The organism is Kitasatospora terrestris, from assembly GCF_039542905.1.
GTDB classification, from domain to species: domain Bacteria; phylum Actinomycetota; class Actinomycetes; order Streptomycetales; family Streptomycetaceae; genus Kitasatospora; species Kitasatospora terrestris.
On the sequence record NZ_BAABIS010000001.1, the window covers coordinates 306690 to 328134 of the forward strand.

The 21445-nt window shown below is 72.5% G+C and carries 23 protein-coding genes; 11 read left to right on the forward strand and 12 right to left on the reverse strand.

The window, feature by feature from the left end; genetic code table 11:
- Positions 1 to 42: 42 nt before the first annotated feature.
- A complete protein-coding gene (locus tag ABEB06_RS01455) occupies positions 43 to 1266 on the forward strand; it encodes a hypothetical protein (RefSeq protein ID WP_345694909.1) in 1224 nt (407 codons plus the stop codon).
- Positions 1250 to 2029, forward strand: a complete 780-nt coding sequence (locus tag ABEB06_RS01460) for a hypothetical protein (protein ID WP_345694910.1) — start codon at positions 1250 to 1252, stop codon at positions 2027 to 2029. Before ABEB06_RS01455 ends, ABEB06_RS01460 begins: the two co-directional genes overlap by 17 nt.
- Before the next feature lie 57 nt (positions 2030 to 2086).
- Here the strand turns inward: ABEB06_RS01460 and ABEB06_RS01465 are convergent, their stop codons facing one another.
- Complete coding sequence (locus tag ABEB06_RS01465; RefSeq protein ID WP_345694911.1) at positions 2087 to 2689, reverse strand: TetR/AcrR family transcriptional regulator; 603 nt, start codon at positions 2687 to 2689, stop codon at positions 2087 to 2089.
- 90 nt (positions 2690 to 2779) lie between these two features.
- On the opposite strand from ABEB06_RS01465, the gene ABEB06_RS01470 reads away from it, so the two are divergent.
- Together ABEB06_RS01470 and ABEB06_RS01475 are read left to right on the forward strand one after the other, a co-directional pair.
- Complete coding sequence (locus ABEB06_RS01470) at positions 2780 to 3919, forward strand: acyl-CoA dehydrogenase family protein (protein ID WP_345694912.1); 1140 nt, start codon at positions 2780 to 2782, stop codon at positions 3917 to 3919.
- A gap of 49 nt (positions 3920 to 3968) precedes the next feature.
- Positions 3969 to 4730 carry an SDR family NAD(P)-dependent oxidoreductase gene (locus ABEB06_RS01475; RefSeq protein WP_345694913.1) on the forward strand — a complete coding sequence of 254 codons (762 nt, stop codon included), beginning with the start codon at positions 3969 to 3971 and terminating at the stop codon, positions 4728 to 4730.
- A 47-nt stretch (positions 4731 to 4777) separates the two neighbouring features.
- On the opposite strand, the gene ABEB06_RS01480 is transcribed toward ABEB06_RS01475, so the two are convergent.
- The 8 genes from ABEB06_RS01480 to ABEB06_RS01515 form a co-directional block, all read right to left on the reverse strand.
- Entirely contained in the window at positions 4778 to 5143 is a 366-nt protein-coding gene (locus ABEB06_RS01480; RefSeq protein WP_345694914.1) for an iron chaperone, read from the reverse strand.
- Positions 5144 to 5194: 51 nt separating this feature from the next.
- Positions 5195 to 6460 carry an ABC transporter substrate-binding protein gene (locus ABEB06_RS01485; RefSeq protein WP_345694915.1) on the reverse strand — a complete coding sequence of 422 codons (1266 nt, stop codon included), beginning with the start codon at positions 6458 to 6460 and terminating at the stop codon, positions 5195 to 5197.
- Between the two features lie 130 nt (positions 6461 to 6590).
- Positions 6591 to 7244, reverse strand: a complete 654-nt coding sequence (locus tag ABEB06_RS01490; RefSeq protein ID WP_345694916.1) for a hypothetical protein — start codon at positions 7242 to 7244, stop codon at positions 6591 to 6593.
- 86 nt (positions 7245 to 7330) lie between these two features.
- Positions 7331 to 8638: a family 16 glycosylhydrolase gene (locus tag ABEB06_RS01495; RefSeq protein ID WP_345694917.1), complete on the reverse strand. Its 1308-nt coding sequence runs from the start codon at positions 8636 to 8638 to the stop codon at positions 7331 to 7333.
- A 95-nt stretch (positions 8639 to 8733) separates the two neighbouring features.
- Positions 8734 to 10023 (reverse strand): Gfo/Idh/MocA family protein, encoded by a 1290-nt coding sequence (locus ABEB06_RS01500; protein WP_345694918.1) that lies wholly within the window; start codon positions 10021 to 10023, stop codon positions 8734 to 8736.
- Between the two features lie 43 nt (positions 10024 to 10066).
- Positions 10067 to 10897 carry a carbohydrate ABC transporter permease gene (locus ABEB06_RS01505; protein WP_345694919.1) on the reverse strand — a complete coding sequence of 277 codons (831 nt, stop codon included), beginning with the start codon at positions 10895 to 10897 and terminating at the stop codon, positions 10067 to 10069.
- Entirely contained in the window at positions 10894 to 11889 is a 996-nt protein-coding gene (locus tag ABEB06_RS01510) for a carbohydrate ABC transporter permease (protein WP_345694920.1), read from the reverse strand. The genes ABEB06_RS01505 and ABEB06_RS01510 overlap by 4 nt, the downstream gene beginning before the upstream one ends.
- Positions 11886 to 13223, reverse strand: coding sequence for an ABC transporter substrate-binding protein (locus ABEB06_RS01515; RefSeq protein WP_345694921.1), 1338 nt, complete (start codon positions 13221 to 13223; stop codon positions 11886 to 11888). The genes ABEB06_RS01510 and ABEB06_RS01515 overlap by 4 nt, the downstream gene beginning before the upstream one ends.
- Before the next feature lie 193 nt (positions 13224 to 13416).
- Here ABEB06_RS01515 and ABEB06_RS01520 point away from each other — a divergent pair, with 193 nt between their 5' ends.
- Positions 13417 to 14613 (forward strand): ROK family transcriptional regulator, encoded by a 1197-nt coding sequence (locus ABEB06_RS01520; RefSeq protein WP_345694922.1) that lies wholly within the window; start codon positions 13417 to 13419, stop codon positions 14611 to 14613.
- Between the two features lie 36 nt (positions 14614 to 14649).
- Here the strand turns inward: ABEB06_RS01520 and ABEB06_RS01525 are convergent, their stop codons facing one another.
- Positions 14650 to 15066, reverse strand: a complete 417-nt coding sequence (locus ABEB06_RS01525; RefSeq protein ID WP_345694923.1) for a hypothetical protein — start codon at positions 15064 to 15066, stop codon at positions 14650 to 14652.
- Positions 15067 to 15242: 176 nt separating this feature from the next.
- On the opposite strand from ABEB06_RS01525, the gene ABEB06_RS01530 reads away from it, so the two are divergent.
- The 3 genes from ABEB06_RS01530 to ABEB06_RS01540 all read left to right on the forward strand — a co-directional run bounded on the left by ABEB06_RS01530 (position 15243) and on the right by ABEB06_RS01540 (position 17491).
- Positions 15243 to 15671 carry a hypothetical protein gene (locus ABEB06_RS01530; protein ID WP_345694924.1) on the forward strand — a complete coding sequence of 143 codons (429 nt, stop codon included), beginning with the start codon at positions 15243 to 15245 and terminating at the stop codon, positions 15669 to 15671.
- Between the two features lie 142 nt (positions 15672 to 15813).
- Positions 15814 to 16359, forward strand: a complete 546-nt coding sequence (locus ABEB06_RS01535) for an RDD family protein (protein ID WP_345694925.1) — start codon at positions 15814 to 15816, stop codon at positions 16357 to 16359.
- A 232-nt stretch (positions 16360 to 16591) separates the two neighbouring features.
- Positions 16592 to 17491, forward strand: a complete 900-nt coding sequence (locus ABEB06_RS01540; RefSeq protein ID WP_345694926.1) for an ion transporter — start codon at positions 16592 to 16594, stop codon at positions 17489 to 17491.
- A gap of 57 nt (positions 17492 to 17548) precedes the next feature.
- On the opposite strand, the gene ABEB06_RS01545 is transcribed toward ABEB06_RS01540, so the two are convergent.
- Positions 17549 to 18175 carry a hypothetical protein gene (locus ABEB06_RS01545; protein WP_345694927.1) on the reverse strand — a complete coding sequence of 209 codons (627 nt, stop codon included), beginning with the start codon at positions 18173 to 18175 and terminating at the stop codon, positions 17549 to 17551.
- Positions 18176 to 18253: 78 nt separating this feature from the next.
- Positions 18254 to 19141: an AraC family transcriptional regulator gene (locus tag ABEB06_RS01550; RefSeq protein WP_345694928.1), complete on the reverse strand. Its 888-nt coding sequence runs from the start codon at positions 19139 to 19141 to the stop codon at positions 18254 to 18256.
- An 80-nt stretch (positions 19142 to 19221) separates the two neighbouring features.
- On the opposite strand from ABEB06_RS01550, the gene ABEB06_RS01555 reads away from it, so the two are divergent.
- The 3 genes from ABEB06_RS01555 to ABEB06_RS01565 are packed head-to-tail and all read left to right on the forward strand — an operon-like array spanning position 19222 to position 21416.
- The gene (locus ABEB06_RS01555) at positions 19222 to 20334 is read left to right on the forward strand and encodes a serine hydrolase domain-containing protein (protein ID WP_345694929.1); all 1113 of its coding nucleotides are present in this window, start codon (positions 19222 to 19224) and stop codon (positions 20332 to 20334) included.
- 12 nt (positions 20335 to 20346) lie between these two features.
- A complete protein-coding gene (locus ABEB06_RS01560) occupies positions 20347 to 21093 on the forward strand; it encodes a barstar family protein (protein WP_345694930.1) in 747 nt (248 codons plus the stop codon).
- Between the two features lie 47 nt (positions 21094 to 21140).
- Positions 21141 to 21416, forward strand: coding sequence for a hypothetical protein (locus ABEB06_RS01565; RefSeq protein ID WP_345694931.1), 276 nt, complete (start codon positions 21141 to 21143; stop codon positions 21414 to 21416).
- Positions 21417 to 21445 lie beyond the last annotated feature (29 nt).

Sequence of the window (21445 nt, forward strand, 5' to 3'; positions counted from 1 at the left end):
CTTTGCACGGTCCACCGAGCGAGGCGATGGGGTACCCGTCCGATGTCCACAGCCCGGCCCGCGGAGGCCCGCCTCCAGGATGCGGGCGCCGTCCTGGTCGCGCCCGCGGCGCTGCGGGACGACACCCCGGTCAGGGACTTCTTCGGCTCCGTCGTCACCCCGGACGAGCTCGCCGCCGGTTCCCCCGACCTCACGGGGAGGACCGTCTACCTGTGCGGCGACGCCTCGGCGGTCGACGTCCGCCGACTGCGCACGGCCGCCCGGGTGTTCGCCGTCCGGGAGCCGTCGCACGGCCACCGGGGCACCACCGGGCCCTGGACCGTCGTCGGCCCCGGCCGGGTCTCCGTCCGCGTCCACGGCGTCGGCGTGTACTACCCCCGCTTCTTCGAGCCCGGCGACGACCACTTCGGACGGATCCGCGCGGAGCACGAGTTCCAGTCGCTGACGGAGTCCACCAAGCCCGGCACGGCGCACCGCAGCGGGATCTACCTGACGCCCGTCACGCGGGACGGCGACGGGCTCCGCTTCCGCCTGCTCCGCTGCTCCACGAACCTCTCCGGGCCGACCGAGAACTTCCGTCCGACGGACACGGGCATCGTCGACGCCCTCAACGCCGAGGCCGACACCCTCTTCCGCGGCCACGCGCCGCTGAACCACGTCCTCGCCCAGACCTACCACAACACCCGTGCCACGGCCGGGCGCAAGCAGTCCAAGGCCAGGATCTCGAACCACGCGGACAAGACCAAGGACATGCCCGCCAACGGCATCATGGCCTTCTGCACCTTCTACGACGGGCTCGACGGGCTGCAGCCGCTGCCGGGCGACGCCTTCGACCGCGGCGTGAAGGGCGTCAGCGCTCTGACCGGCCTCCGCTTCCGCCTCAAGGACGCGGCCGGGGACGAAGCCCGCACGCTCCCCCGGCAGTTCACGCTGACCCTGCACCCCGGGTCGGTGTTCTTCATGCCGCTGTCCACCAACCGCCTGTACACCCACGAGATCCGGCCCTCGGCGCTGGACGCCGGGCTGCTCCCGACCCGCCTGGGCTACGTGGTGCGCTGCTCCGGCACCGAAGCCGTCCACCGGGACGGCCGGACGTTCCTGGGGACGGCCGGAGGTCCGGTGGAGCTGGAGCCGCCGACCGAGGCGGGCATGGACGAGCTGCGCAGGCTGTACGCGGAGGAGAACAGGTCCACCTCCCCCGTCGACTACGGCGGCCGGTTCCCGTTCAGCATGAACGCGGGGGACTACCGTGCCCCTCGGCTCTAGCGTTCCCGGCGTTCCGGACGGGATCCTCCGGCTCTCCGTCCCGTCCGGGGCGGACCTCTTCGCGGAGCTGTCCGCGGCGTCCGCCCTGGAGGACGTGGGCAAGGGCCGGCGGGGCGCCGTGCTCACCCGGGTCGACGAGTCGGGCCGCGTCCCGCTGGTGCGCACCACCACCCGGTACGGCAGTCCGGCCCAGCGGTTCCGGGAGGTCCACGAACGCCTCGCGCGGGAGGTCCAGGACCGCGCGGGCCTTGCGGTCGGCTTCAACAACGCCCTCGTCGAGGTCTACACGAACGCCTACGCCACCATGGGCGCCCACTCCGACCAGGCCCTCGATCTGGCCGACGACTCCTTCATCGCCGTGTTCTCCTGTTACCGGCACCCGGGGACGGAGCCGGCGAGGAAGCTGGTCTTCGAGCAGAAGGAGCCCGGTGGCGAGGGGTTCGAGATCCCCCTCGCCCATCACGGCGTCGTCGCGTTCTCGGTGGCCCTGAACCGTCGGCTCCGGCACCGGATCGTGCTGGACGCGCCCGGCCGGGCCGCGGAGAACGAGTGGCTGGGCGTCACCTTCCGGACGTCGAGCACCTTCCTCCGGTTCGAGGACGGACGGGCGCACCTCCCCCGGGGCGTGCGCCTCACCCGGGCGACCGACGAGCAGAGCCGCGACTTCTACCGGCTCCGCCGGCGCGAGAACCAGGAGACGGACTTCCGCTACCCACCGCTGACCTACACCGTCAGCGCGAGCGACCTGCTGCCGCCGGTCTGACCTCCGGCGGCCTCCCCGGGCCCCCGGGCCGTCCCGTGCGGGCCGCGGCCCGCCGGTTCAGCGGGTCAGGCCGTGCAGGAGCAGCTCGGCGAGGTGCGCGTACGCGGCGGCGTCGGCGAGTCCGGTGGCGGCGGCGACCTGGCGCTGCTGGATCCGGACCATCACCGAGCTGATCACCTCGGCCGCGAAGGCCACGTGCACCTCGCGGAACGCGCCGGCCGCCACGCCCTCCTCGATCAGCTGGCCGATCCGGGCGGCGGCGGCCCGGGTGTTGCGCTCGTAGACCTCGGCGGCGGGTTCGAAGGCCGCCACGTCGTCGAAGAAGCCGGGCGAGACGGGGGCCAGCTCGGCGGCGACGGCCCGCAGGTAGGCGGCCAGCCGGCCGGCCGGGTCGGTCTCGGCCGCGAGGGCGGCCTCCACCCGTTCGGTGGCCCGGCGGAAGAAGTGCACCACGGCCGCCCGGACGAGCTGCTCCTTGCTGCCGGCCAGCCCGTACAGCGTGCGCTTGGAGCAGTGCAGCCGGCCCGCCAGGTCGTCCAGCGTGAACTGCGCGAAGCCCTCGCCGATCAGCAGTGCGACCAGGTCCTCGAAGAGCTCCGCCCGCCGCGCGGCGCCGCGCCCGGTGGGCCTTGCGGCCGGTGTCGCTGGGGTCTCGATCACCGGCCCAGTATTCCAGCCTCGATCCCGCGCCATGATGGCGCTACGCTAAGCGGTACTGACGTACCCCTCTGAGTACCGCTTGGAGCCATCATGGCCGTGGACCGTCTGCTTCCCACCGAGGAAGCAGAAGACCTGATCGACCTGGTCCGGGACATCGCCGACCGCGAGCTCGGCTCCCGGGTCGAGCTGCACGAGAGCACCGAGACGTACCCGGAGGGCCTGTTCGGCACCCTCGGCAAGGCCGGGCTGCTGGGCCTGCCGTACCCGGAGGAGTTCGGCGGCGGCGGCCAGCCGTACGAGGTCTACCTGCAGGTCCTGGAGGAGCTGGCCGCTCGCTGGGCGGCGGTCGCCGTGGCCACCAGCGTCCACACCCTCGCCTGCCACCCGCTGAACGCCTACGGCACCGACGCGCAGAAGGAGCGCTGGCTCCCCGGCGCCCTGGCGGGCGACCTGGTCGGCGGCTACAGCCTCTCCGAGCCGCAGGCCGGCTCCGACGCGGCCTCGCTCGCCTGCAAGGCCGAGCGCACCGGGGCCGGGTACCGGATCACCGGCACCAAGGCCTGGATCACCCACGGCGGCAAGGCCGGCTTCTACGCGCTGTTCGCCCGCACCGCGCCCGGCGGCAACGGCGTCTCCTGCTTCCTGGCGCCCGGCGCCGCCGAGGGCCTGTCCTTCGGCGCCCCGGAGAAGAAGATGGGCCTGCAGGGCATCCCGACCTGCGCCGCCTACTGGGACGGCGCCGAGCTGGACGCCGACCGCCTGCTCGGCGCCGAGGGCCAGGGCCTGCAGATCGCCTTCAGCGCCCTGGACTCCGGCCGCCTCGGCATCGCCGCCTGCGCCACCGGCGTCGCCCAGGCCGCCCTCGACGCGGCGACGGCGTACGCCAACGAGCGCACCACCTTCGGCCGCAAGATCATCGACCACCAGGGGCTGGGCTTCCTGCTCGCCGACATGGCCGCCGCCGTCGACTCCGCCCGGGCCACCTACCTCGACGCCGCCCGCCGCCGCGACGCCGGCCGCCCGTTCGGGCGCCAGGCGAGCGTCGCCAAGCTGATCGCCACCGACGCCGCGATGAAGGTCACCACCGACGCCGTCCAGGTGCTCGGCGGGTACGGCTACACCCGCGACTTCCCGGTCGAGCGCTACATGCGCGAGGCGAAGATCATGCAGATCTTCGAGGGCACCAACCAGATCCAGCGCCTCGTCATCAGCCGCGGCCTCGGCCGCTGACCCCGGCCCCCCACCCGTACCACCGGACAGCCCCACGAGGAGCATTCGCATGGACATCACCGGATCCGCCGCCCTGGTCACCGGCGCCGCCTCGGGCCTGGGCGCGGCCACCGCCGCCGCCCTCGCCGAGCGCGGTGCAACCGTGTACGGACTCGACCTGCCGCAGGCCGTCGAGGCCGCCGGCCCCCGGCCGGACGGCGTCCACCTGCTCGCCGCCGACGTCACCGCCGAGGAGCCGGTGCGCGCCGCACTGGCCCGGATCGACGAGGACGGCGCCCGGCTGCGGATGGCCGTCAACTGCGCCGGCATCGCCCCCTCCGCCCGCATCCTGAGCCGCAAGGGCCCGCACGACCTGGCGCTCTTCCAGGCCGTGCTCAACGTCAACCTGCTGGGCACCTTCAACGTGATGCGCCTGGCCGCCGAGTCGATCGCCCGGCACGAGCCGGACGACCGCGGGCAGCGCGGAGTGATCGTCAACACCGCCTCGATCGCCGCCTTCGAGGGCCAGGTCGGCCAGATCGCCTACGCCGCGTCCAAGGCCGGCGTGGCGGGCATGACCATCACCGCCGCCCGCGACCTCGCCCAGTTCGGCATCCGGGTCGTCACCATCGCCCCCGGCATCGTCGACACCCCGATGATGGCCGGCTTCAGCGACGAGGTCCGGGCCGGCCTCGCCGCGGGCGTGACCTTCCCGCAGCGCCTCGCCGAGCCCGCCGAGTACGCCCGCCTGGTCACCATGGTCGCCGAGCACGACTACCTCAACGGCGAGACCATCCGGATGGACGGCGCCCTGCGGATGGCCGCCCGCTGACCCGCCGCTGACCGCCCGCCGACCACCGCGGAGGCCCGGCCGGAACGTCAGCAGACCGTTCCGGGCCGGGCCGCCGTGGCCCTGAGCAGGTCGCGGAGCAGCTCGAAGTCCATGCTCCCGGGACTGCGGAAACGCAGGCAGCTCCGGCCCACGTCGTGTCCGGCCAGCCGTTCGCCGAACGCCTCACGGACGTCGCCGCGCAGGAGGTAGAACGAGAGGTACTGCTTCTGCGCGGCGAACGCGATCTCGCACGTGCCGTCCCGCTCGTACGCGGGCATGCCGAACGCCATGATCTCGTCGAAGCCCACCAGTTCCCGCCGGCACAGCTGCCGCAGCCTGGTCAGCGCCGCCCTGCGCTCCTCGGGCAGCTCGGCGAGGTAGCCGTCCACGTCGCTCGCCCCGCTCCGCACCATGGGGCCACGCCAGGCCGGTCGGCGCGCGGGGGCGACCCGCGGCGCAGGCCGTCAGTGGGTCTGCTGCCAGTCGGCACGCAGTGCGTCCAGGAGGGCGGCCGGGGTGGTCTCCCCCGCGATCAGCTGCTGGGTCCGGGTGGTGAGCGTGTCGTTCATGGTGGCGGTGGTGTTGTTGAAGAAGTTGACCAGCCCGTTGTCCTTGTTGACCTCGGTCCAGGCCCTGGCGATGTCCGCCATGACGTTGCCGGGGTCGGTGGTGACCCGGTCGGCGTGGGCGACCGGCAGGAAGCCGGCGTTGAACTCGATCTGGGCGGCCTCCGGGCTGTTGAGGTAGTCCAGGAAGGCCGCGGCGGCATCCGGGTGCCGGGAGCGGACCGGGATCGCGTAGGCGACGGAGGTGCCGATGCCGGTGGCCTTCCCGTCGTCCCCGCGGAAGGGCAGGAATCCGACCTTCCCGTGCAGGCCCTTGTCGATCGGCTGGGCGTCCCAGGAGCCGCCGAAGAGGAAGAGGCCCTTGCCGGAGCCGAAGTCGGCCACCGCAGCCGGCAGGTCGCGGGAGTTCGCGTCGGCCGGGAGGTAGCCCTTCTTCGCCCAGTCGGAGAGGGCCGTCGCCGCTGCGATTCCGCCGGGCGTGTGGAGGGTCGCGCCCTTCTTGCCGTTGACCCAGTCGCTCGCGCGGGCGGGACCGTCGACGGCGTTGACGATCGACTGGACGATGAAGGACGAGTGTCCTTGGAGGTTGCCGAGCTGGACGGGCAGTTCGCCTGCCGACTTGGCCTTGGCCAGCGCGGCGTCGAACTCGGCCCGGGTCGTCGGGGGCCTGATGCCGAGGCGGGCCGCGATCTGCTTGTTGTAGTAGACGCCGGTCATGGAGAAGCCCGCCGGCGCGGCCCACAGCGGACCGACCCCCAACTGCTTGCCGCTGCTGTCGGTCCGCCACTGGTCGAGCTCGCTGGAGGGACAGACGGCGTCCCAGCCGTACTGCTTGGCGTAGTCGTCCAGCGGACGGAGCAGGCGGGGGCTGGTGCCGATCCTGTTGAGCAGGGCGAGGTCGGGCGCGTCGGCGGAGCCGAGTTTCCGGTCGAGGCCGGCGTCGTAGCTGTCCTGGGGCGTGTACTGGACGTCGATCTCGACATCGAGGTGCTTGGCGTGGAAGGCGGCGGCGAGGACGCGGGTGGTTCCGACGTTCTCGGAGGTGATGACGGTCAGTCGGGTGGGCTCGGGGCCGAGGGGCAGCTGATCGGGCCCGGCGCATGCGGCGACGACGGTGAGGGCGAGGACGTAGCGGGGGGCCGGGTTCAGGCCGGCGAGACTCATGCTGCGGCGCTCCGCGGGGTTTCGGGGTCGGGCAGGGTGACGGGTGTGGCTGCCGTGGGCGGCGGCGCGGGCCGGGGTGGGGGTGGGAGCGCACGGTGCTGTGGGCAGGGCCGGGGGCACGGTGTCGCGGTCAGCCGGTGGGCTCGGGCGGGGCGACGGCCTGCTCGAGGGGGTTCTTGTCGATGGCGGTGATGGTCCACCGGTCGCCGTTCTTGGTGAGGCTGACGGTGCGGTGCTGGGTGTAGCGCGTGTGGAGTTCGAAGTGGTTGGCCGCGAGGTAGGCGGGGTCGGCGGCGGTGAACTCGATGGTGGCGTCCATGGCGACCTTGGCGGTGGTCATGTCCTGGGGGAAGGTCGACTGGTACCAGGCGACGCCGAGCTGGCGGGTGGCCAGGTGGTTGGTGGTGAAGAGCCGGGTGAGCTTGTCCTCGTACTGCTGGGAGCGCAGGGCGGCGACGAAGTCCGGGTGGTAGTAGGTGAACTCCTGCTGGATGCTGTCGGCGAGGTTCTGCTGGTCGCGGTTGTCGACGGCGCCGGAGTGCAGGACGACGGTCTTGCGCACAGCGGTGACGACGGGGTCGTCGTCAGGCAGCCGGCGCAGGGTCTTGCCGTCCTGGTCGATGACGTGCCACAGGCTCTGGCCGGAGTGGTCGGGCATCTGCGGTGCGGCGCTCGCGGCGCCGGGGGTGGCGGTGGTGTGGGCTGCGGGGGTCGTGGTGCAGGCGGCCGCGGCGAGCAGGGCAGCGGCGGCGAGTGCGGCGCGGGGGTGGGCGGGGGTGGGCATGGGCGCTCCCGGGGGTGGGTGGCGGGCCGCCGTGCGGGACGGCCCGCCACCCGGTTCAGGGGGTCAGGACCTGCGGGCGGGCGGGGTCACTGGCCGGGTTCGAAGGTCCACTGGCTGGTCCACCAGGTGCTGGGGGCGGCCCCGTGCTGGAGGTTGCCGGTGAGGTTCTCGGTGTGGGCGTAGGTGCCGGTGGAGCGGTTCTTCAGCCGCTTGTAGCCGCCGACGGCTTCTTCGGTCCACTGGCTCCTGGTGTCGGTGGCGGGGAGGCTGCCGTAGTGGACCACGGCGTCGGCGGTGGTGGTGTTCATGTACTCGCCGGTCCAGCGGTTGCGGTAGCGGATGTAGCCGTCGCCGGTGGTCTCCTTCGTCCACTGGGAGCTCCAGGCGGTGGCCGCGATGGTGCTGTACTGGACGTTTCCGGTCTTGTTCTCGATGTTGAGGTACTGGCCGGTCTGGTGGTTCTTGATCCGCTGGTAGCCCTCGGAGTAGCCGGCGTTGTTCTTGAAGACCCGGATGTAGTCGACGTTCCAGGTCTTGGGCCAGGTGTCGTTGTGGACGCCGGATCCGGCGTCGGTGTAGAGGCCGAGGATCATGCCCATGGGCGAGTTCGGCGCGTCGTTGATGGTCTTGTAGAGCTGGTTGTCGTAGTAGAAGTTGAGCTGGGTGGGGGTCCAGTCCATGCCGTAGACGTGGTACTCGGTGGTGGGGCTGCCGCTGGGCACGGCCGCATCGGACAGGTACCAGCTGGACAGGAAGTTGGGGTCGCTCCAGCCGTAGGCGGCGATGCGCCAGTTGTTCGGCTTGGAGAAGAACGTCTCGATCATGTCGATCTCGGAGTTGGCGTTGGCGCTGGTGGTGTCGTCGGTGCCGACGAGCCACATGGCCTGGTGGCCGCCGCCGCCGACGTCGGAGTTCTTCGCCCGGATCTCGAAGTAGCCGTACTTGGTGGAGTAGCCGTTGAAGTCCGGCTCGTGGTGGTCGTTGGGCATCGAGGAGTTGAATCGGTGCCACCAGTCCTTCTCGTAGGACTGGATGCTGGAGATCTTCACCGTGCCGTCGTACTGGGCGTTCCAGGCCGGGGTGTCGGCGTCCAGGCGCTCGGTGAGGACACCGTTGGCGACGGTGTAGCGGGCCTTGGCGTTGGCCGGGGTGGAGGTCCAGTGCGGCAGGTAGGAGTCCAGCCACTTGGCGGAGTTGAGCGTGGTGCCGTCGAACTCCTCGTCGAAGTCCAGGGTGTAGCCGGACTTGGTGGTCGGGTTCGGCGGGGTGTCGGCGGCCTGCGCGGTGGTGGCCGGCAGGGCCAGGGCCGTGCTGAGCGCGGCGCACAGGGCGCCGATGCGCAGCAGGCTGCGGCCGGTGCGGGTGGGCGGGTTGGGGGCGGTGCGTGGTGCCATGGCTGGTCCCTTTCGGGCGGGGGTGGGGGTGGTGCATGGCGTCCTGCCGCGCCGGGCACGGGGGCCGCGGCGGGGCAGGAGGTTCGGGGGCTCTGTCAGGAGGTCAGGTCTTCGACGGTGTCCTGGCGCCGGGAGCGTTCTGCGGCCCAGGCGACGAGGTGGCTCTCCAGGCTGGTGGCGGGGTCGGAGAGGATCAGCGTCGCGTCGCCGGTGGTGAGGGCGTCGAGGAAGGCGTCGACGAGGCGCTCGTCGCCGCCGCCGTGGCCGCTGCCGGCGTCGGGGCCGTCGACGCCGAGGACGAGGGTCTCCTCATGGCCGGTGACGAAGTCGGTCACGGTGGCGCTGACGCCGTCGCCGTCCAGGGATCCGCGGGTGCCGAAGATCCGGGTCTTGCGGTGGGTGAACGGCGTGAAGGCGGTCATCGTGAACGAGGCCGTGGCGCCGCTGGCGTATTCGAGGTTGACGACCTGGTGGTCGACCACGTCGTTGTCGCACGCGTAGACGCAGCGCCCGTACGGGCCTTCGCGAAGGGCCTGGGTGACTCCTTCGGGGGTGCGGGCGCCGGTGACGGCGCCGAGCGGCCAGCGTTCCCGGTCCGGGTCTCCGAGGCAGCCGAGGTAGAGGCGGGGCGCGGAGTAGGGGCAGGTGGGCTCGATGGGGCAGTCCAGGCAGTTGTCGGTGGCGCCGGCGGGGCGGTTCTCGGGGCGGAAGTGGGTGAGCGCGCCGAAGGAGGAGACCTTGGTGACCGGGGAGCCGACGATGTAGGAGAGCCAGTCCAGGTCGTGGGAGGACTTGGCGAGCAGCATCGGGGTGGCCCGGTCCTCGCGCCGCCAGTTGCCGCGGACGTAGGAGTGGGCCTGGTGCCACCAGCCGACGGGTTCCAGGTGCTCGACGCTGATGACGTCGCCGAGCCGGCCGGAGTCGACGATGTCCTTCACGCCCCGGGTGTAGGGGGTGTAGCGGAGCACGTGGCAGACGGCGAGCATCACGCCGGCCTTGCGGACGGCGTCGGTGATCCGGCGGACGTCGTCCTCGCTGGTGGCCATCGGCTTCTCCAGCAGGATGTGGTAGCCGAGTTCGGCGAAGCGCAGGGCGGGTTCGACGTGGTCGGCGTCCTGGGTGGTGATGAGCACGGCGTCGGCCTCGGGCGGGTGCTCGGCGAGTGCCTGCCAGGTCGGGTGGTGGGTGGCGCCGGGGTGTCGGGAGAGAGCGGCGGCGGCCCGGCCGGTGTCGGGTTCGGCGACGGCCACGATCTCGGCGCGGCCGGTGCCGGCGGCGTAGGCGGCGTAGGTCGAGCCGCGTCCGCCGGCGCCGACCAGGATCAGCCGCAGCAGTCGGCCTGGTGTCCCGACGGGGGGCTGGGGGTGCATGAGGGCGTGCGTCATGGCGGGATGTCCTTCCGGACGTGGTCGGTGGGGTGGCGGCGGGTCAGCCCTTGACGGCGCCGGAGAGCATCCCGGCGATGAAGTGCCGCTGGAAGAAGAGGTAGACGGCGACGACCGGGGCGACGACGATCAGCGTCGCGGCGGACAGCAGCGGCACGTCGATGGTGTAGGCGCCGACGAAGAAGCCGAGGCCGGCCGGGGCGGTGCGCTCGCTCGGGGTCTGGATGAGGATCAGGGCCAGCAGGAACTGGTTCCACGCCCAGACGAAGTAGAGCAGGCCCAGGGTGGTCAGCGCGGGCCGCGAGCAGGGCAGCAGCACCCGCCAGAGGACCGTCCAGCTGCCGGCGCCGTCGACGGCGGCGGCCTCGACCATCTCCTTCGGCAGGGCGAGGAACTGCTCGCGCATCCAGAAGGCGCCGAAGGGCATGAACAGGCCCACAAGGGCGAGGATCAGGGCGATCGGGGTGTCGATCAGCCCGAGGGCCCGCAGGTCGTAGTAGAGCGGCACCACCGCGGCCTCGTACGGCAGGGCGAGGCCCAGCATCAGGAAGCCGAAGAGCAGGGTGCGGCCGCGGAAGGCCATGGTGGCGAAGGCGTAGCCGGCGAGCGAGGCGCAGACCAGGGCGAGCGGGACCACGCCGCCGACGATCACCGCGCTGTTGCGCAGCAGCTGCCCGAAGCCGGCGTCCGACCAGGCCCGCGCGAAGCTGGACAGGCTGGGGTGGTCGGGCCAGGAGAGGCCGTCGACGATCGAGCCGGGCGGGTGCAGGGCGGCCAGCGCGATGCCGAGGAAGGGGAGGATCACGGCGAGGGCGAAGGCGGTCATGATCGCCCGGCCGGCGAGGCCGCGGGGCGCGCGGGTGGGTGTGGTCACGACTTCTCCCGGGTGAGCCGGCCGACGGCGGCGACGGCCAGGGCGATCAGGGCGCTGAGCACCACGGCCAGCGCACAGGCGGCGCCGACCTCGCCGTTGGTGAAGGCGAGCCGGTAGATCAGCACGCCGGGGACGATGGTGGAGTCGCCCGGCCCTCCGCCGGTGGTGACGTAGACGACGTCGAAGCTGGCGAGCGCGGAGATCATGGTCAGGGTCGCGGCGACGCCGATCTCGGGGCGCAGCCCCGGCAGGGTGACGGCGAGGAATTCACGGACGGGCCCGGCGCCGTCGAGCCTGGCGGCCTCGTAGAGGCTGGGGTCGATCTTCTGGATGCCGGTCTGGAAGATGATCAGGCACAGGCCGAGCATCACCCAGGTGCCGATCAGGCCGACCGCGACGTACGCCCAGGTGAAGTCGCCGAGCCAGGCGCGGGTGATCGAGCCGAGACCGACCGCCCGCAGGACCTGGTTGACCATGCCGTCGGCGGAGTACATCCACTTCCAGGTGACGCCGACGGCGACCAGCGGGACGATCTGCGGAAGGAAGAGCACGGTGCGGCTGACCGGGTAGCGGCGTCCGCCGCGGCCGCCGATGACGGCGGCGAGCAGCAGGCCCAGCGCGATCGGCAGCACCGAGTAGAAGACGACGAAGCCGAGCGCGTGCAGGATCGAGGAGCGCAGCAGGGGGTCGGTCAGCACCTGGTGGTAGTTGCCGAGTCCGGCCCAGCTGCCGGCGGTGACGCCGTCCCAGGTGAACAGGGACAGCCACATGGTGTGCAGCCAGGGCAGCGCGACGAAGCAGGTGTAGAGCAGCAGGGCCGGTGCCAGGTAGAGGTAGGCGGTGCGCTGGCGGCCAGGACGGCGGGGGCCGACGCGCAGGGTGCGCGCCGTCCCGTCGGCTCCGGCCCGGCCGCTTCGCCCGTCGTGCGCCGCCGGGGGCGGGGTGGCCCGGTGTGCGGTGCCCGGCTGCGGCGGGAAGGAGGTACTGGTCACTGGTGGCCCTTGGTCCAGTCGTTCTGCAGGGCGTCGAGGTACTGCTCGGGTCCGATCTTCCCGCCGATCAGCTGCTGGCTCTGGGAGGTGAGCGTGTCGCCCATGGTGGCGTCGGTGTTGGCGAAGAAGTTCACCAGGCCGTTGTCCTTGTTGACGGCGGCCCAGCCCTTGGCGACCTCGTTCATCACTCCGCCCTCGGCGCCCTTGACCGTGTCGGCGTGGGCGACGGGGAGGAAGCCGGTGTCGAACTGGATCTGCGCGGCCTCGGGGGTGTTCATGAAGTCGAGGAACGCGGCTGCCAGGTCGGGGTTCTTGGCCTTGGCGGGGATGGCGTAGGCGACCGAGGTGCCGATCCCGGTGGCCTTGCCGTCGGCGCCGGGGAAGGTCAGGAAGCCGGTCTTCCCGGGCGCCGCCTTGTCGATCTTCTGGGCGTCCCAGCTGCCGTCGAACAGGAACAGGCCCTTGCCCTTGGTGAATTCGGCGACCGAGCCGGTCAGGTCGGTGCCGTTGGCGCTCTCCGGGAGGTAGCCCCGCTTGGCCCATCCGGCGAGCGTGGTCGCGCCGTCGGTGCCGCCGGGGGTCTTGATGGTGGCGCCGGGCTTGCCGTTCACCCAGTCGCTGGTCTTCGCCGCGCCGTCGGTGGCGTCCACGACCGACTGCACGATGAAGGAGGAGTGGCCCTGCAGGTTGCCCAGCTGGACGGGCAGCTCCCCCGCCGCCTTGGCCTTCGCGAGGGCGGCGTCGAACTCGGCCCGGGTGGTCGGCGGGGTGATGCCGAGCTTCGCCGCGGTGTCCTTGTTGTAGTAGACGCCGACCACCGAGAACCCGGCCGGCGCCGCCCACAGGTGCCCGGTGCCCAACTGCTTGCCGTCGTCGGTCGCCCGCCACTGGTCGAGTTCGGTGGAGGGGTACTTCGCGTCCCAGCCGTACGCCTCGGCGTAGTCGTCGAGGCTGCGCACCAGGTTCGCCTTGACCGTGGTGCCGAGCTTGTTGAGCAGGGCCAGGTCGGGGGCCTGGTCGGAGGAGAGCTTGAGGTTGAGGCTCTTGTTGTAGTCGTCCTCGCCCGTGTACTGGAAGTCGACCGTGATGTTCGGGTGCTTGGCGTGGAAGGCCTCGGCCAGCGCCTTGGTGGTGCCGGAGTTCTCGGAGCTCACGACGGTCAGCGTGGCGTTGCCGGTCGGCAGGGCGGTGGAGACCGGGCCGGTGGGGGCCGCACTCGTGCCGGTGCCGCCGGGGGTGAGGCCGCCGCAGGCGCTCAGGCCCGCGGTGGCGGCGACGAGCAGGGCGCACATCGCGGCGGTGCGGGCGGGTCGGCGGGAGGTTCTTGCGGACATCGGGAGCTCCTTGGGGCAGGGACTCGGCCCTTGGCGGTACGAATCGCTAGTTATGACGTGTTGTTTCGGAACTGACTGGAGCCTAGGAGTCCGGGTCCAGGTCGGTCAATATCCTTATGCCGTACTGTTACGTAAGTACCTGGCGTAAGATGGGGGCACGGCCGCAGGGGGCGGCCCGGGAAGGCGAGGTGCCGTGAACAGCCCAGCTCTGACCGGCGGCGATCCCGCCCTGCTGCGCCGCCTGAACACCGAGGCGGTCCTGCGGGTGCTCCGCAACGCCGAGCCGATGACCCTGACCCGGATCGGGCACGGGGCGTCGCTCTCGCGCCAGACCGTCGACGCGGTGATCGCCGAACTGGCCGAGGACGGGTGGATCGAGGAGGTCGCCCCGGAGCGCGGCATCGGGCGCCCCGCCCGGCGCTACCGCTTCCGCGCGGAGGCCGGACACGTGCTCGGCATCGACGTCGGGGTCACCGGCCTGCGCCTGGTCCTCACCGACCTCGACGGCACGGTCGTCGCCGCGGACCAACGCGCCGTCGCCGAGAACCTCGGCGGAGCCGCCCGGCTGGAGGCCGTACGGGCCGGCGCCCACGACTTCCTGACCCCCCATCGGGACATCCGCCTGCGCGCGCTGTGCCTGGGGATCCCCGGCATCGTCGACGCCCGCGGCACCGTCCGGCTGTCCACCCCCCTGCCGGAGTGGAGCGGCCTCGACCTGACGGGGGCGGCGAGCGGCTGGTTCGACTGCCCGGCGTACGCGGAGAACGACGCCAACCTCGCCACGCTCGCCGAGCACTGGCTCGGCGCCGCCCGCCACGTCGGCGACTTCATCCACGTCATCGCCGGACACCGCACCGGTGCGGGGATGATGCTCGGCGGCCGGCTGCACCGCGGACGCGGCGGCGCCGCCGGCGAGATCGGCGCGCTGGCCGTGCTCGGCTGGGAGAGCGACAGCATGAACGACGTCCGCGAGGCCGAGGACAGTGCCCGGCTGTTCGCCGACGCCCAGGCCGGCGACGCCGGGGCGGCGGGCGCCGTCGACCGGTTCGCCCGCACCCTGGCCCAGGGCATCGCCGCCATGGTGCTGACGGTCAACCCCGACCTGGTGGTGATCGGCGGCGGCCTCTCGCAGGCCGGCGAGGCCATGGTCGGCCCGATCCGCGCCCACCTCGACCAGCTCTGCCTCGACCCGCCGCAGGTCGACGCCTCCGCCCTCGGCACCGAGGCTGTCGCCCTCGGCGCCGCCCGGCTGGCCCTCGACCACCTCAACGACGACCTCTTCGGCGGCGCCGCCTCCGCACCGGGCGCCCCCGCCCGTACCGGCGGGGCCGGTCGCCCGCTCAACCGCGGCGCCTTCGAACCCCCGGCCCGGCGGCTGCCGTCGTCCTGAGCCTCCGGGCAGCCCGCCGTCCGCCGCCACGGGGGTTCACCCCACCAGGACGGACGGGCCCCGCCGCCACGGGTCGGCCCCGGCCGCCCGCGAGCGCCCCCCGCCGTCCAGCCGGGGGCTCGGCATCTCCCACACCCGCCCGCCCAGCCGCCGCAGCCGCTCCGCGACCGCCCCGGCCGCGGCGTCGTCCATCGAGAACACCCAGAGCCCCGGGACGAACACCGCCCCGCAGTGCCCGGATGCCACCAGCGACTCCATCCGGGCCAGCTGCGGCAGTTCGCCGCCCGACGGACGGCCGTTGTCCAGGAACACGTGCGGATCGCAGAAGCCGAGGCCCCGGGCGTAGGCCCGCAAGGCCTCCTCGTGACCCGCCATCCCCCAGCTGTCGAAGGGGAAGCACCGCAGGTACACCGCGGCGGCGCCACCGGGACGGTGCAGGGACGTCGCGATCACGGCCGCCTCCTCGAGGTCAGGACTACCCGCAGTGAGCGGACTCCGGAGTGCCTTTTCAGGCTAGGCACGGCACTATCCCCAGGTCAATAGCATTTCGGAACACCGTTACGTAAGTAGCCGATACAACCGAGACCGCAACTGTGCGTGACCGGAGGTGGGCGTACTACCATCGACGGGTGAACGATCTTCGGAGGTCCCCGGTGCGCCGGGAGGAGGCCGTCCGCCGGTGGCTGCCCCGGGCCCTGCGGATCGCGGGCTGCCTGCTCGTCCCCTGGATCGTCGCACTCGGCCTGTCGGTGCACCGCTTCGGCGCCCGCAACCTCGCCAACTCCTGGATCTGGCTGGACGTCATCGAGGTCTTCGCGCTGTTCCTGCTCGCCCACCTGGTCCGCCGCCGCCACCCGGCGACCAGCCCGGTGGCCTCGGCGACGGCGGTCCTGCTCGCGATGGACGCCTTCTTCGACCTCTGGTCCGCGCACCGCGGTTCCGACTACCGCCTGGCCCAAGTCCTGGCGTACGCAGCCGAGTTGCCGAGCGCCCTGCTGCTCGCCGCACTGTCCTGGTACGCCCTCCCGTGGGCGGCCGGACGGACCGCGCACCCCTGACGGGCCGCCCGTCCCGGGCGCGGACGATGTCGGCCGACGGTCCTCCGACGGTAACGACTTGCGCAGCCGTCTTCCGGTGATCGCCACCGACCCGATAGAACACCCGGGTCAGCGCCGTCCACCGGACAGGGAACAGGTCACCATGAGCACCAGCGATCCCGCAGGATTCGACAAGGACCCCTACGCCCAGCAGCCGCCGTACGCCGGGCAGCCGCAGCCCGGCACGCCCTACGGGACGCCGCAGCCCGGCCCGGAGGCCGGCGCACCGATACCCGGAGCACCACAACTCGCCCCGCTGGCCGACCGGCTGGTGGCCCGGCTGATCGACGCAGCCGTGCTGCTGATCCCCACCCTGCTGCTCGCCGTGATCCTCGGGACGTCGTTCCTGTACTACGCGCTGGCGGCACTGGTCGCCTTCGGCTACGAGGCGGCCATGCTGCTGACCCAGGGCGGGCAGACCGTCGGCAAGAAGGTCATGAAGCTGCGCATCGTCGACGTCGCCCAGGGCGGACGGCCCGCCGACAACGCCTACCTGATCCGCGCCGCCGTGTACGGCCTCCCCAATGCCGTCTACTGCGTCGGCTCGCTCTTCACCCTCGTCAACGTCCTGTCGCCGCTGTGGGACAAGCCGCTCCAGCAGGCCCTGCACGACAAGGCCGCCTCCACCGTGGTCGTCAAGGAGTCCTGAGCCCACGACAGCTCAGGGCCGCCTGACGGCGGGGCCGCGCGGACGGGTGGCAGCTGTCAACCGTCCGCGCGAAGCCCGAGGTCGCTGCCCCGGACCGGACAAGGGGCGCGCCACGATCGGGCGATCCCCCCGCGTGCCGATTCACCCCGGGCGCCGTTAGGAGTCCCGGAATTCGATCACCGCCGCGGCCGGGGAGCAGCCGACGGGCCGGTGGTCGACGTGGAGGAGCGCGATGACTCAGTTGACGGTACCGGCGTCCGGCCGGCGGATCCTCGCCACCCGCTGCAGGGCGGTGTGCGAGGCCCCGGTGTTCGGGTTCGCCGTCCTGCTGGTGATCCTGGCGAACGCCGTGCTGCTGGGGGTGGACACCTACAGCGGTGTCGCCGCGGAGTACCACGAGGTGCTGAAGCGTTCCGAGGATCTCTGCGTGACCGCCTTCACGGTGGAGATGGCCCTGCGCCTGGGTGCGCACGCGGACCGGCCGAAAGCTTTCTTCCGGGACCCCTGGAACGTCTTCGACCTGGTGGTGGTCTCCTCCGCCTTCGTGCCGTTCCTGCGCGAGAACACCACGCTGCTCCGGCTGCTGCGGCTGGCCCGAGTGCTGCGGACCGCCCGGTTCATGCCGCAGCTGCGGATCCTGCTGGTCGCGGTCGGCCGCAGCCTGCCGGGAACGGTGAGCTTCCTGTTCGTGGGGGCGCTGATCCTCTACGTGTACGCCATGGTGGGCTGGATCTGCTTCGCCGCACGCGATCCCGAACACTACGGCTCGCTCGGCCGGGCCGGTCTGACGCTGTTTCTGCTGATGATGATGGACGGGCTCGGGGACGCCGTCCACGCGGGGCTGGCGATCTCGCCCCTGAGCATCCTCTTCTACGCCTCGTTCGTCCTGCTGGCCTCGTTCGTGCTGGTCAACGTCCTGATCGGGGTGGTGCTCAACGCACTGGAGGAGGCCCGGGAGCTGGAGCGGACGGAGGCGCGGGAGGCCCAGGCCGGCCCGCCCCCGCCGGTGGACGCCGACCAGGGGCTTCGGCGGCGGATCGTGGCGATGCGCGAGGCCCTGGACGAGTTGGAGGCCCGCCTCGACCACGAGGGGGCCGGGGCGCGGCCGCCCCTGACCGGAGCCCGCGGCTGAGCTTCCCGCGGAGGGACGCCGCTGCGCCGACCGGTCAGCCCGCCCGGGACCTCGTCTTCAGCGGTCCGGAAGGCCCCGTGCGCGGCCGGCGAGCCAGACGGCGATCCGCTCCTTGAACTCGCGGTTGACGTAGGGGTCGTCGTAACGCGTGATCCACTCCAGGTTCCGCAGGACGTTCTCCGAGCGGTCCGGGTGACGCACCACGAGCACGTCGATGCCGCTCTCACCCGTCGAGGCTTCGAGGTACGCGCTGCCGTCCAGAGCCATCATGCCGAAGCCCGGGTGGCCCGAGTGCACGCCCAGGAACGCCGAAGCGGCGCCGCGACCCATGATGTCCCAGCGGTCCAGCAGCCGGACCCGGTTCCAGAGTGCCGGTGCGGTGTTGCCGCTGTGCAGGTGCTGCAGAGCGGCCCGGTGCGAACGGGTGCCCTGCGGAAGCTGCACGAGGAACTCCCGCCGGTGGTCGAAGAGGCCCGCGGAGGCCGCCAGGTCGTACCAGTCCGCATTGAGCCGCTCGACCAGCCGCGGGGTGTCGTACCGGTGCGAGAAGCCTCCGGCCACGTCCTCCGCACCGTATCCGTGGACGAACGGCATCGTGCCCGCCGGCACAGCGTCGGGGATCACCTCGAGGCCGGCTCGCCGCAGAGGCCGGTACACCTTGCGGTCACGTTCCTGAATGCCCATCGCCCCATGTTCTACCAGGGCCGGCAGTCTCCGGACCCGCCGTTTTCCTCCGCCTCCCACGTGATCGGCCGGACGACCCTAGGCCCGCCGGGAGGGGCCGTGGCCGTGGCGCTCGACCGGGATCCAGAGTTGGAAGTCGGTCTCCGCGCCGGTCTCCACGGGATGTGTCCGCAGGAGTTCGGGGCCGGGCCGGCTCAGGTACGGGTTCGAGGGGAACCACTGGGTGAACACGTCCCGCCACAGCTGCTGGAGGGCGTGCGGGTAGGGCCCGCGGTCGTCGAAGACGGCCCAGGTCCCGGCCGGCACGTCGAGGGCGTCGAGTTCCTCGGCCGCCGTCCCGGGAGGGGTGACCGCGCCGATCCAGTAGTCCGCCTCGGCGCCCTCCTCCCGGCTGTCGGTGAGGTGCACCGCGGCCGACAGGATTCCCTCCGGCTCGCGGCCCGCGAGCGCTTTCATCCGCGCGATGGTCGGTCCGTCGAGAGCCTCCAGGTGCGCCGCCGCCGCCTCGTTGACCCCTTCGTGCACGAGCGGGACGCGGGCCTTCCTGCCGAGGAGGCGGAACGGCTCCCGCTCCACGATCCGGTAGCGCATCGCCGCGCTTCCCTCGATGACGACGCGGAAGGACATCCGCGGCTGCGCGGTGAGCACCGCCCCCGTGCGCCGGGCCTCGCCCGGTCCGATGCCGTGCACCGACCGGAAGGCCCGGGCGAACGCCTCGGTCGAGCCGTAGCCGTAGCGCACCGCGATGTCGAGCAGGGTCTGCTGCCCGGCCAGGACGTCGGCCCCGGCGACGGTCATCCGCCGGCGCCGCAGGTAGACCGGGAGCGGCATTCCGGCGAGGGTGGAGAACAGCCGCCGGAAGTGGTGTTCGGAGACCGCGGCGATGCGCGCCGCCCCGGCCACGTCGACCTCCCGGTCGAGGTGGCCCTCCAGGTGGTCCAGTGCCTGGTTCAGCCGTTCCAGCACGCGCGGCCGCCTCTCCTCCCGACAGAACCGGTACGGGAATTGTCGGGCAGGAATCCCGGCACCGTCCGAGGCTTTGATCCATGAACGATGTTAAGGGTTTCTGTGCGCCGCGGTTCGCCGCGGTCGGCGCGGCCTTTGCGGAATTGCTCGGCAAGGACGAGGTGGGTGCCTCGGCGGCCGTGTTCCTGGACGGCGAACCGGTGGTCGACCTGTGGGGCGGCTTCGCCGATGCGGAGCGGTCCGTCGCGTGGGAGCGCGACACCCTCGTCTGCGTGAACTCGACGACCAAGAACATGACGGCCCTGTGCGCCCTGCTCCTGGCCGACCGGGGCGAGCTCGACCTGTCCGCGCCGGTCGCCGCCTACTGGCCCGGGTTCGCCGCGGCCGGCAAGGAGGGCGTCCTGGTGCGGCACGTGCTGTCGCACACGGCGGGGCTGCCGGACCTGTCCGGGCCGACGACGGTCGAGGAGCTCTACGACTGGGACGCGGTGACGGCGGGCCTGGCCGCGCAGCCGCCCGCATGGACGCCGGGAACGGCCGCCGGGTACCACGCGCTGACCTTCGGCTTCCTCGTCGGCGAGGTCGTCCGGCGCGTCACCGGCCGCTCTCCGGGCGCGTTCTTCGCCGAGGCGGTCGCCGGGCCGCTGGGCGCGGACTTCCACCTCGGGCTCGCCGCGGAGCACGACCACCGCGTCTCGCCGCTCGTCCCGCCGCCGTCCCGGACCGGCGAGTACACCGCCGAGGCGCCGCTCCGACCGGACGGCACCCGCCGGGAGCACAGCGGCCCCGTGATCGGCGTGGGCGACGTCAACTCCGCGGCCTGGCGCCGTGCCCAGCTCCCCGCGGTGAACGGCTTCGGCAATGCCCGCTCGGTCGCCCTCGTCCACGCGGTCCTGGCGAACGGGGGCTCGGCCGGCGGCGTGCGGCTGCTGTCCCCCGGGGGCTGCGAGCCCGCGTGGCGCGAGGAGTTCCGCGGCGTGGACCGGGTGCTGGGGACGCCGATGTCCTGGACGACGGGCTTCGGCAGGTTCGGCGAGACCTTCGGCTGGGGCGGCTGGGGCGGCTCGCTGGTGGTGAGCGATCCCGCGTCCCGCCTGACGGCGGCCTACGTGATGAACCGGATGATCGACCGCGACGTGCAGGAGGACAACCGCGGCATGGAGATCGTGATGGCCGCCATGCAGTCCCTCTGAAAGGATCCGGCGGTGCCGAAGCCGAAGCCCACCCTCGTGGAACGACGCTCCCCCTGGGTCGTGTTCACCCGCGCCGACGACCCCTGGTGGGCGTCGGAGTCCGCAGCGCTCACCGCACGCGACGGCCTGGTGCTCCGACTGGACGGCCGCGAGCTCCGGGACGCGCCCTCCGTCTTCCGGACCTTCGCGCAGGAGTTGGAGTTCGTCGGCTGCTTCGGCCACAACTGGGACGCCCTGGTGGACTGCCTGCACGACTGGCACGGCCCCGGCCACGGCGACCAGGACCTCGCGATCGTGGTCGAGCACGCGGACGCGCTGCGCGACGCCCGGTTCCTAGGGCTCCTCGTCTCGGTGTGCGCCACGGCGGCCTGGCGGTCGAACCTGCGCCTCGACGCCGACGGCGACCTCGACGAGGAGCACCGCCGGCGGATCGCCCAGCACTTCGTCTTCCTGCTGGACCACACCTCCTCGGCCGCCTTCACCGAGGCGGTGGCCCGCGGCGCGGACGTCGCGGTGGCCCTGGCGGAGGGCCGGCTGCTGGCCACCCTGACCGACGCCGACTGGCCGGGCGGGGATCCGGCGGCCGCTCCTTGGACGGCCGGTCCGCTCGCCTTCGCGGACGAGGAGATCCTCGCCGGCCGTCCCGCGCGGGCGGTCGAGGAGTTCCGCTCGCGCCTGGACTGCTCCGCGGAGCAGGCCGCCGACGTCCTCCGGTCCCGCAGCGCGTACCTGCGCGGGCAGGGGCTCCCGTGCGGTTGACGCGCCGTCGGCCGCCCCGGTGCCGGGGGCGGTCGTAGGATCGGGCCATGTCGAGGATGTCGTGGTACTCCCGCGGTTCGGTGCTGTCGATCGGGTCGGTGGGCTCGTGCCTGTCGATCGGGTCGGTCGGGAGCGTGCTGTCCGTCGGGTCGGTGGGCAGTGCGCTGTCGGTCGGCTCGGCGGGGTCGTGGCTGAGTGCGGGTTCGCTGCTGTCCGCCCGCTCGTGCTGGTCGGTGATGTCCTGGCGTTCCGACCGCGCGGTGCTGGCGGCCGGGGCGGTGGCGGTGCTGGCCGGGGTGGCGCTGGCGCGGCGTCCCCGGTAGCGGCGGGCGGTCTCAGGCGTCGTCGGTAG

Coding starts and splice junctions, on each gene's coding strand:
- ABEB06_RS01480 (WP_345694914.1), bottom strand. CDS start 5,143: ATGGTGCGGAGCGGGGCGAGCGACGTGGACGGCTACCTCGCCGAGCTG.
- ABEB06_RS01540 (WP_345694926.1), top strand. CDS start 16,592: ATGACTCAGTTGACGGTACCGGCGTCCGGCCGGCGGATCCTCGCCACC.
- ABEB06_RS01500 (WP_345694918.1), bottom strand. CDS start 10,023: ATGACGCACGCCCTCATGCACCCCCAGCCCCCCGTCGGGACACCAGGC.
- ABEB06_RS01545 (WP_345694927.1), bottom strand. CDS start 18,175: ATGGGCATTCAGGAACGTGACCGCAAGGTGTACCGGCCTCTGCGGCGA.
- ABEB06_RS01485 (WP_345694915.1), bottom strand. CDS start 6,460: ATGAGTCTCGCCGGCCTGAACCCGGCCCCCCGCTACGTCCTCGCCCTC.
- ABEB06_RS01455 (WP_345694909.1), top strand. CDS start 43: ATGTCCACAGCCCGGCCCGCGGAGGCCCGCCTCCAGGATGCGGGCGCC.
- ABEB06_RS01535 (WP_345694925.1), top strand. CDS start 15,814: ATGAGCACCAGCGATCCCGCAGGATTCGACAAGGACCCCTACGCCCAG.
- ABEB06_RS01470 (WP_345694912.1), top strand. CDS start 2,780: ATGGCCGTGGACCGTCTGCTTCCCACCGAGGAAGCAGAAGACCTGATC.
- ABEB06_RS01490 (WP_345694916.1), bottom strand. CDS start 7,244: ATGCCCACCCCCGCCCACCCCCGCGCCGCACTCGCCGCCGCTGCCCTG.
- ABEB06_RS01515 (WP_345694921.1), bottom strand. CDS start 13,223: ATGTCCGCAAGAACCTCCCGCCGACCCGCCCGCACCGCCGCGATGTGC.
- ABEB06_RS01475 (WP_345694913.1), top strand. CDS start 3,969: ATGGACATCACCGGATCCGCCGCCCTGGTCACCGGCGCCGCCTCGGGC.
- ABEB06_RS01565 (WP_345694931.1), top strand. CDS start 21,141: ATGTCGAGGATGTCGTGGTACTCCCGCGGTTCGGTGCTGTCGATCGGG.
- ABEB06_RS01495 (WP_345694917.1), bottom strand. CDS start 8,638: ATGGCACCACGCACCGCCCCCAACCCGCCCACCCGCACCGGCCGCAGC.
- ABEB06_RS01555 (WP_345694929.1), top strand. CDS start 19,222: ATGAACGATGTTAAGGGTTTCTGTGCGCCGCGGTTCGCCGCGGTCGGC.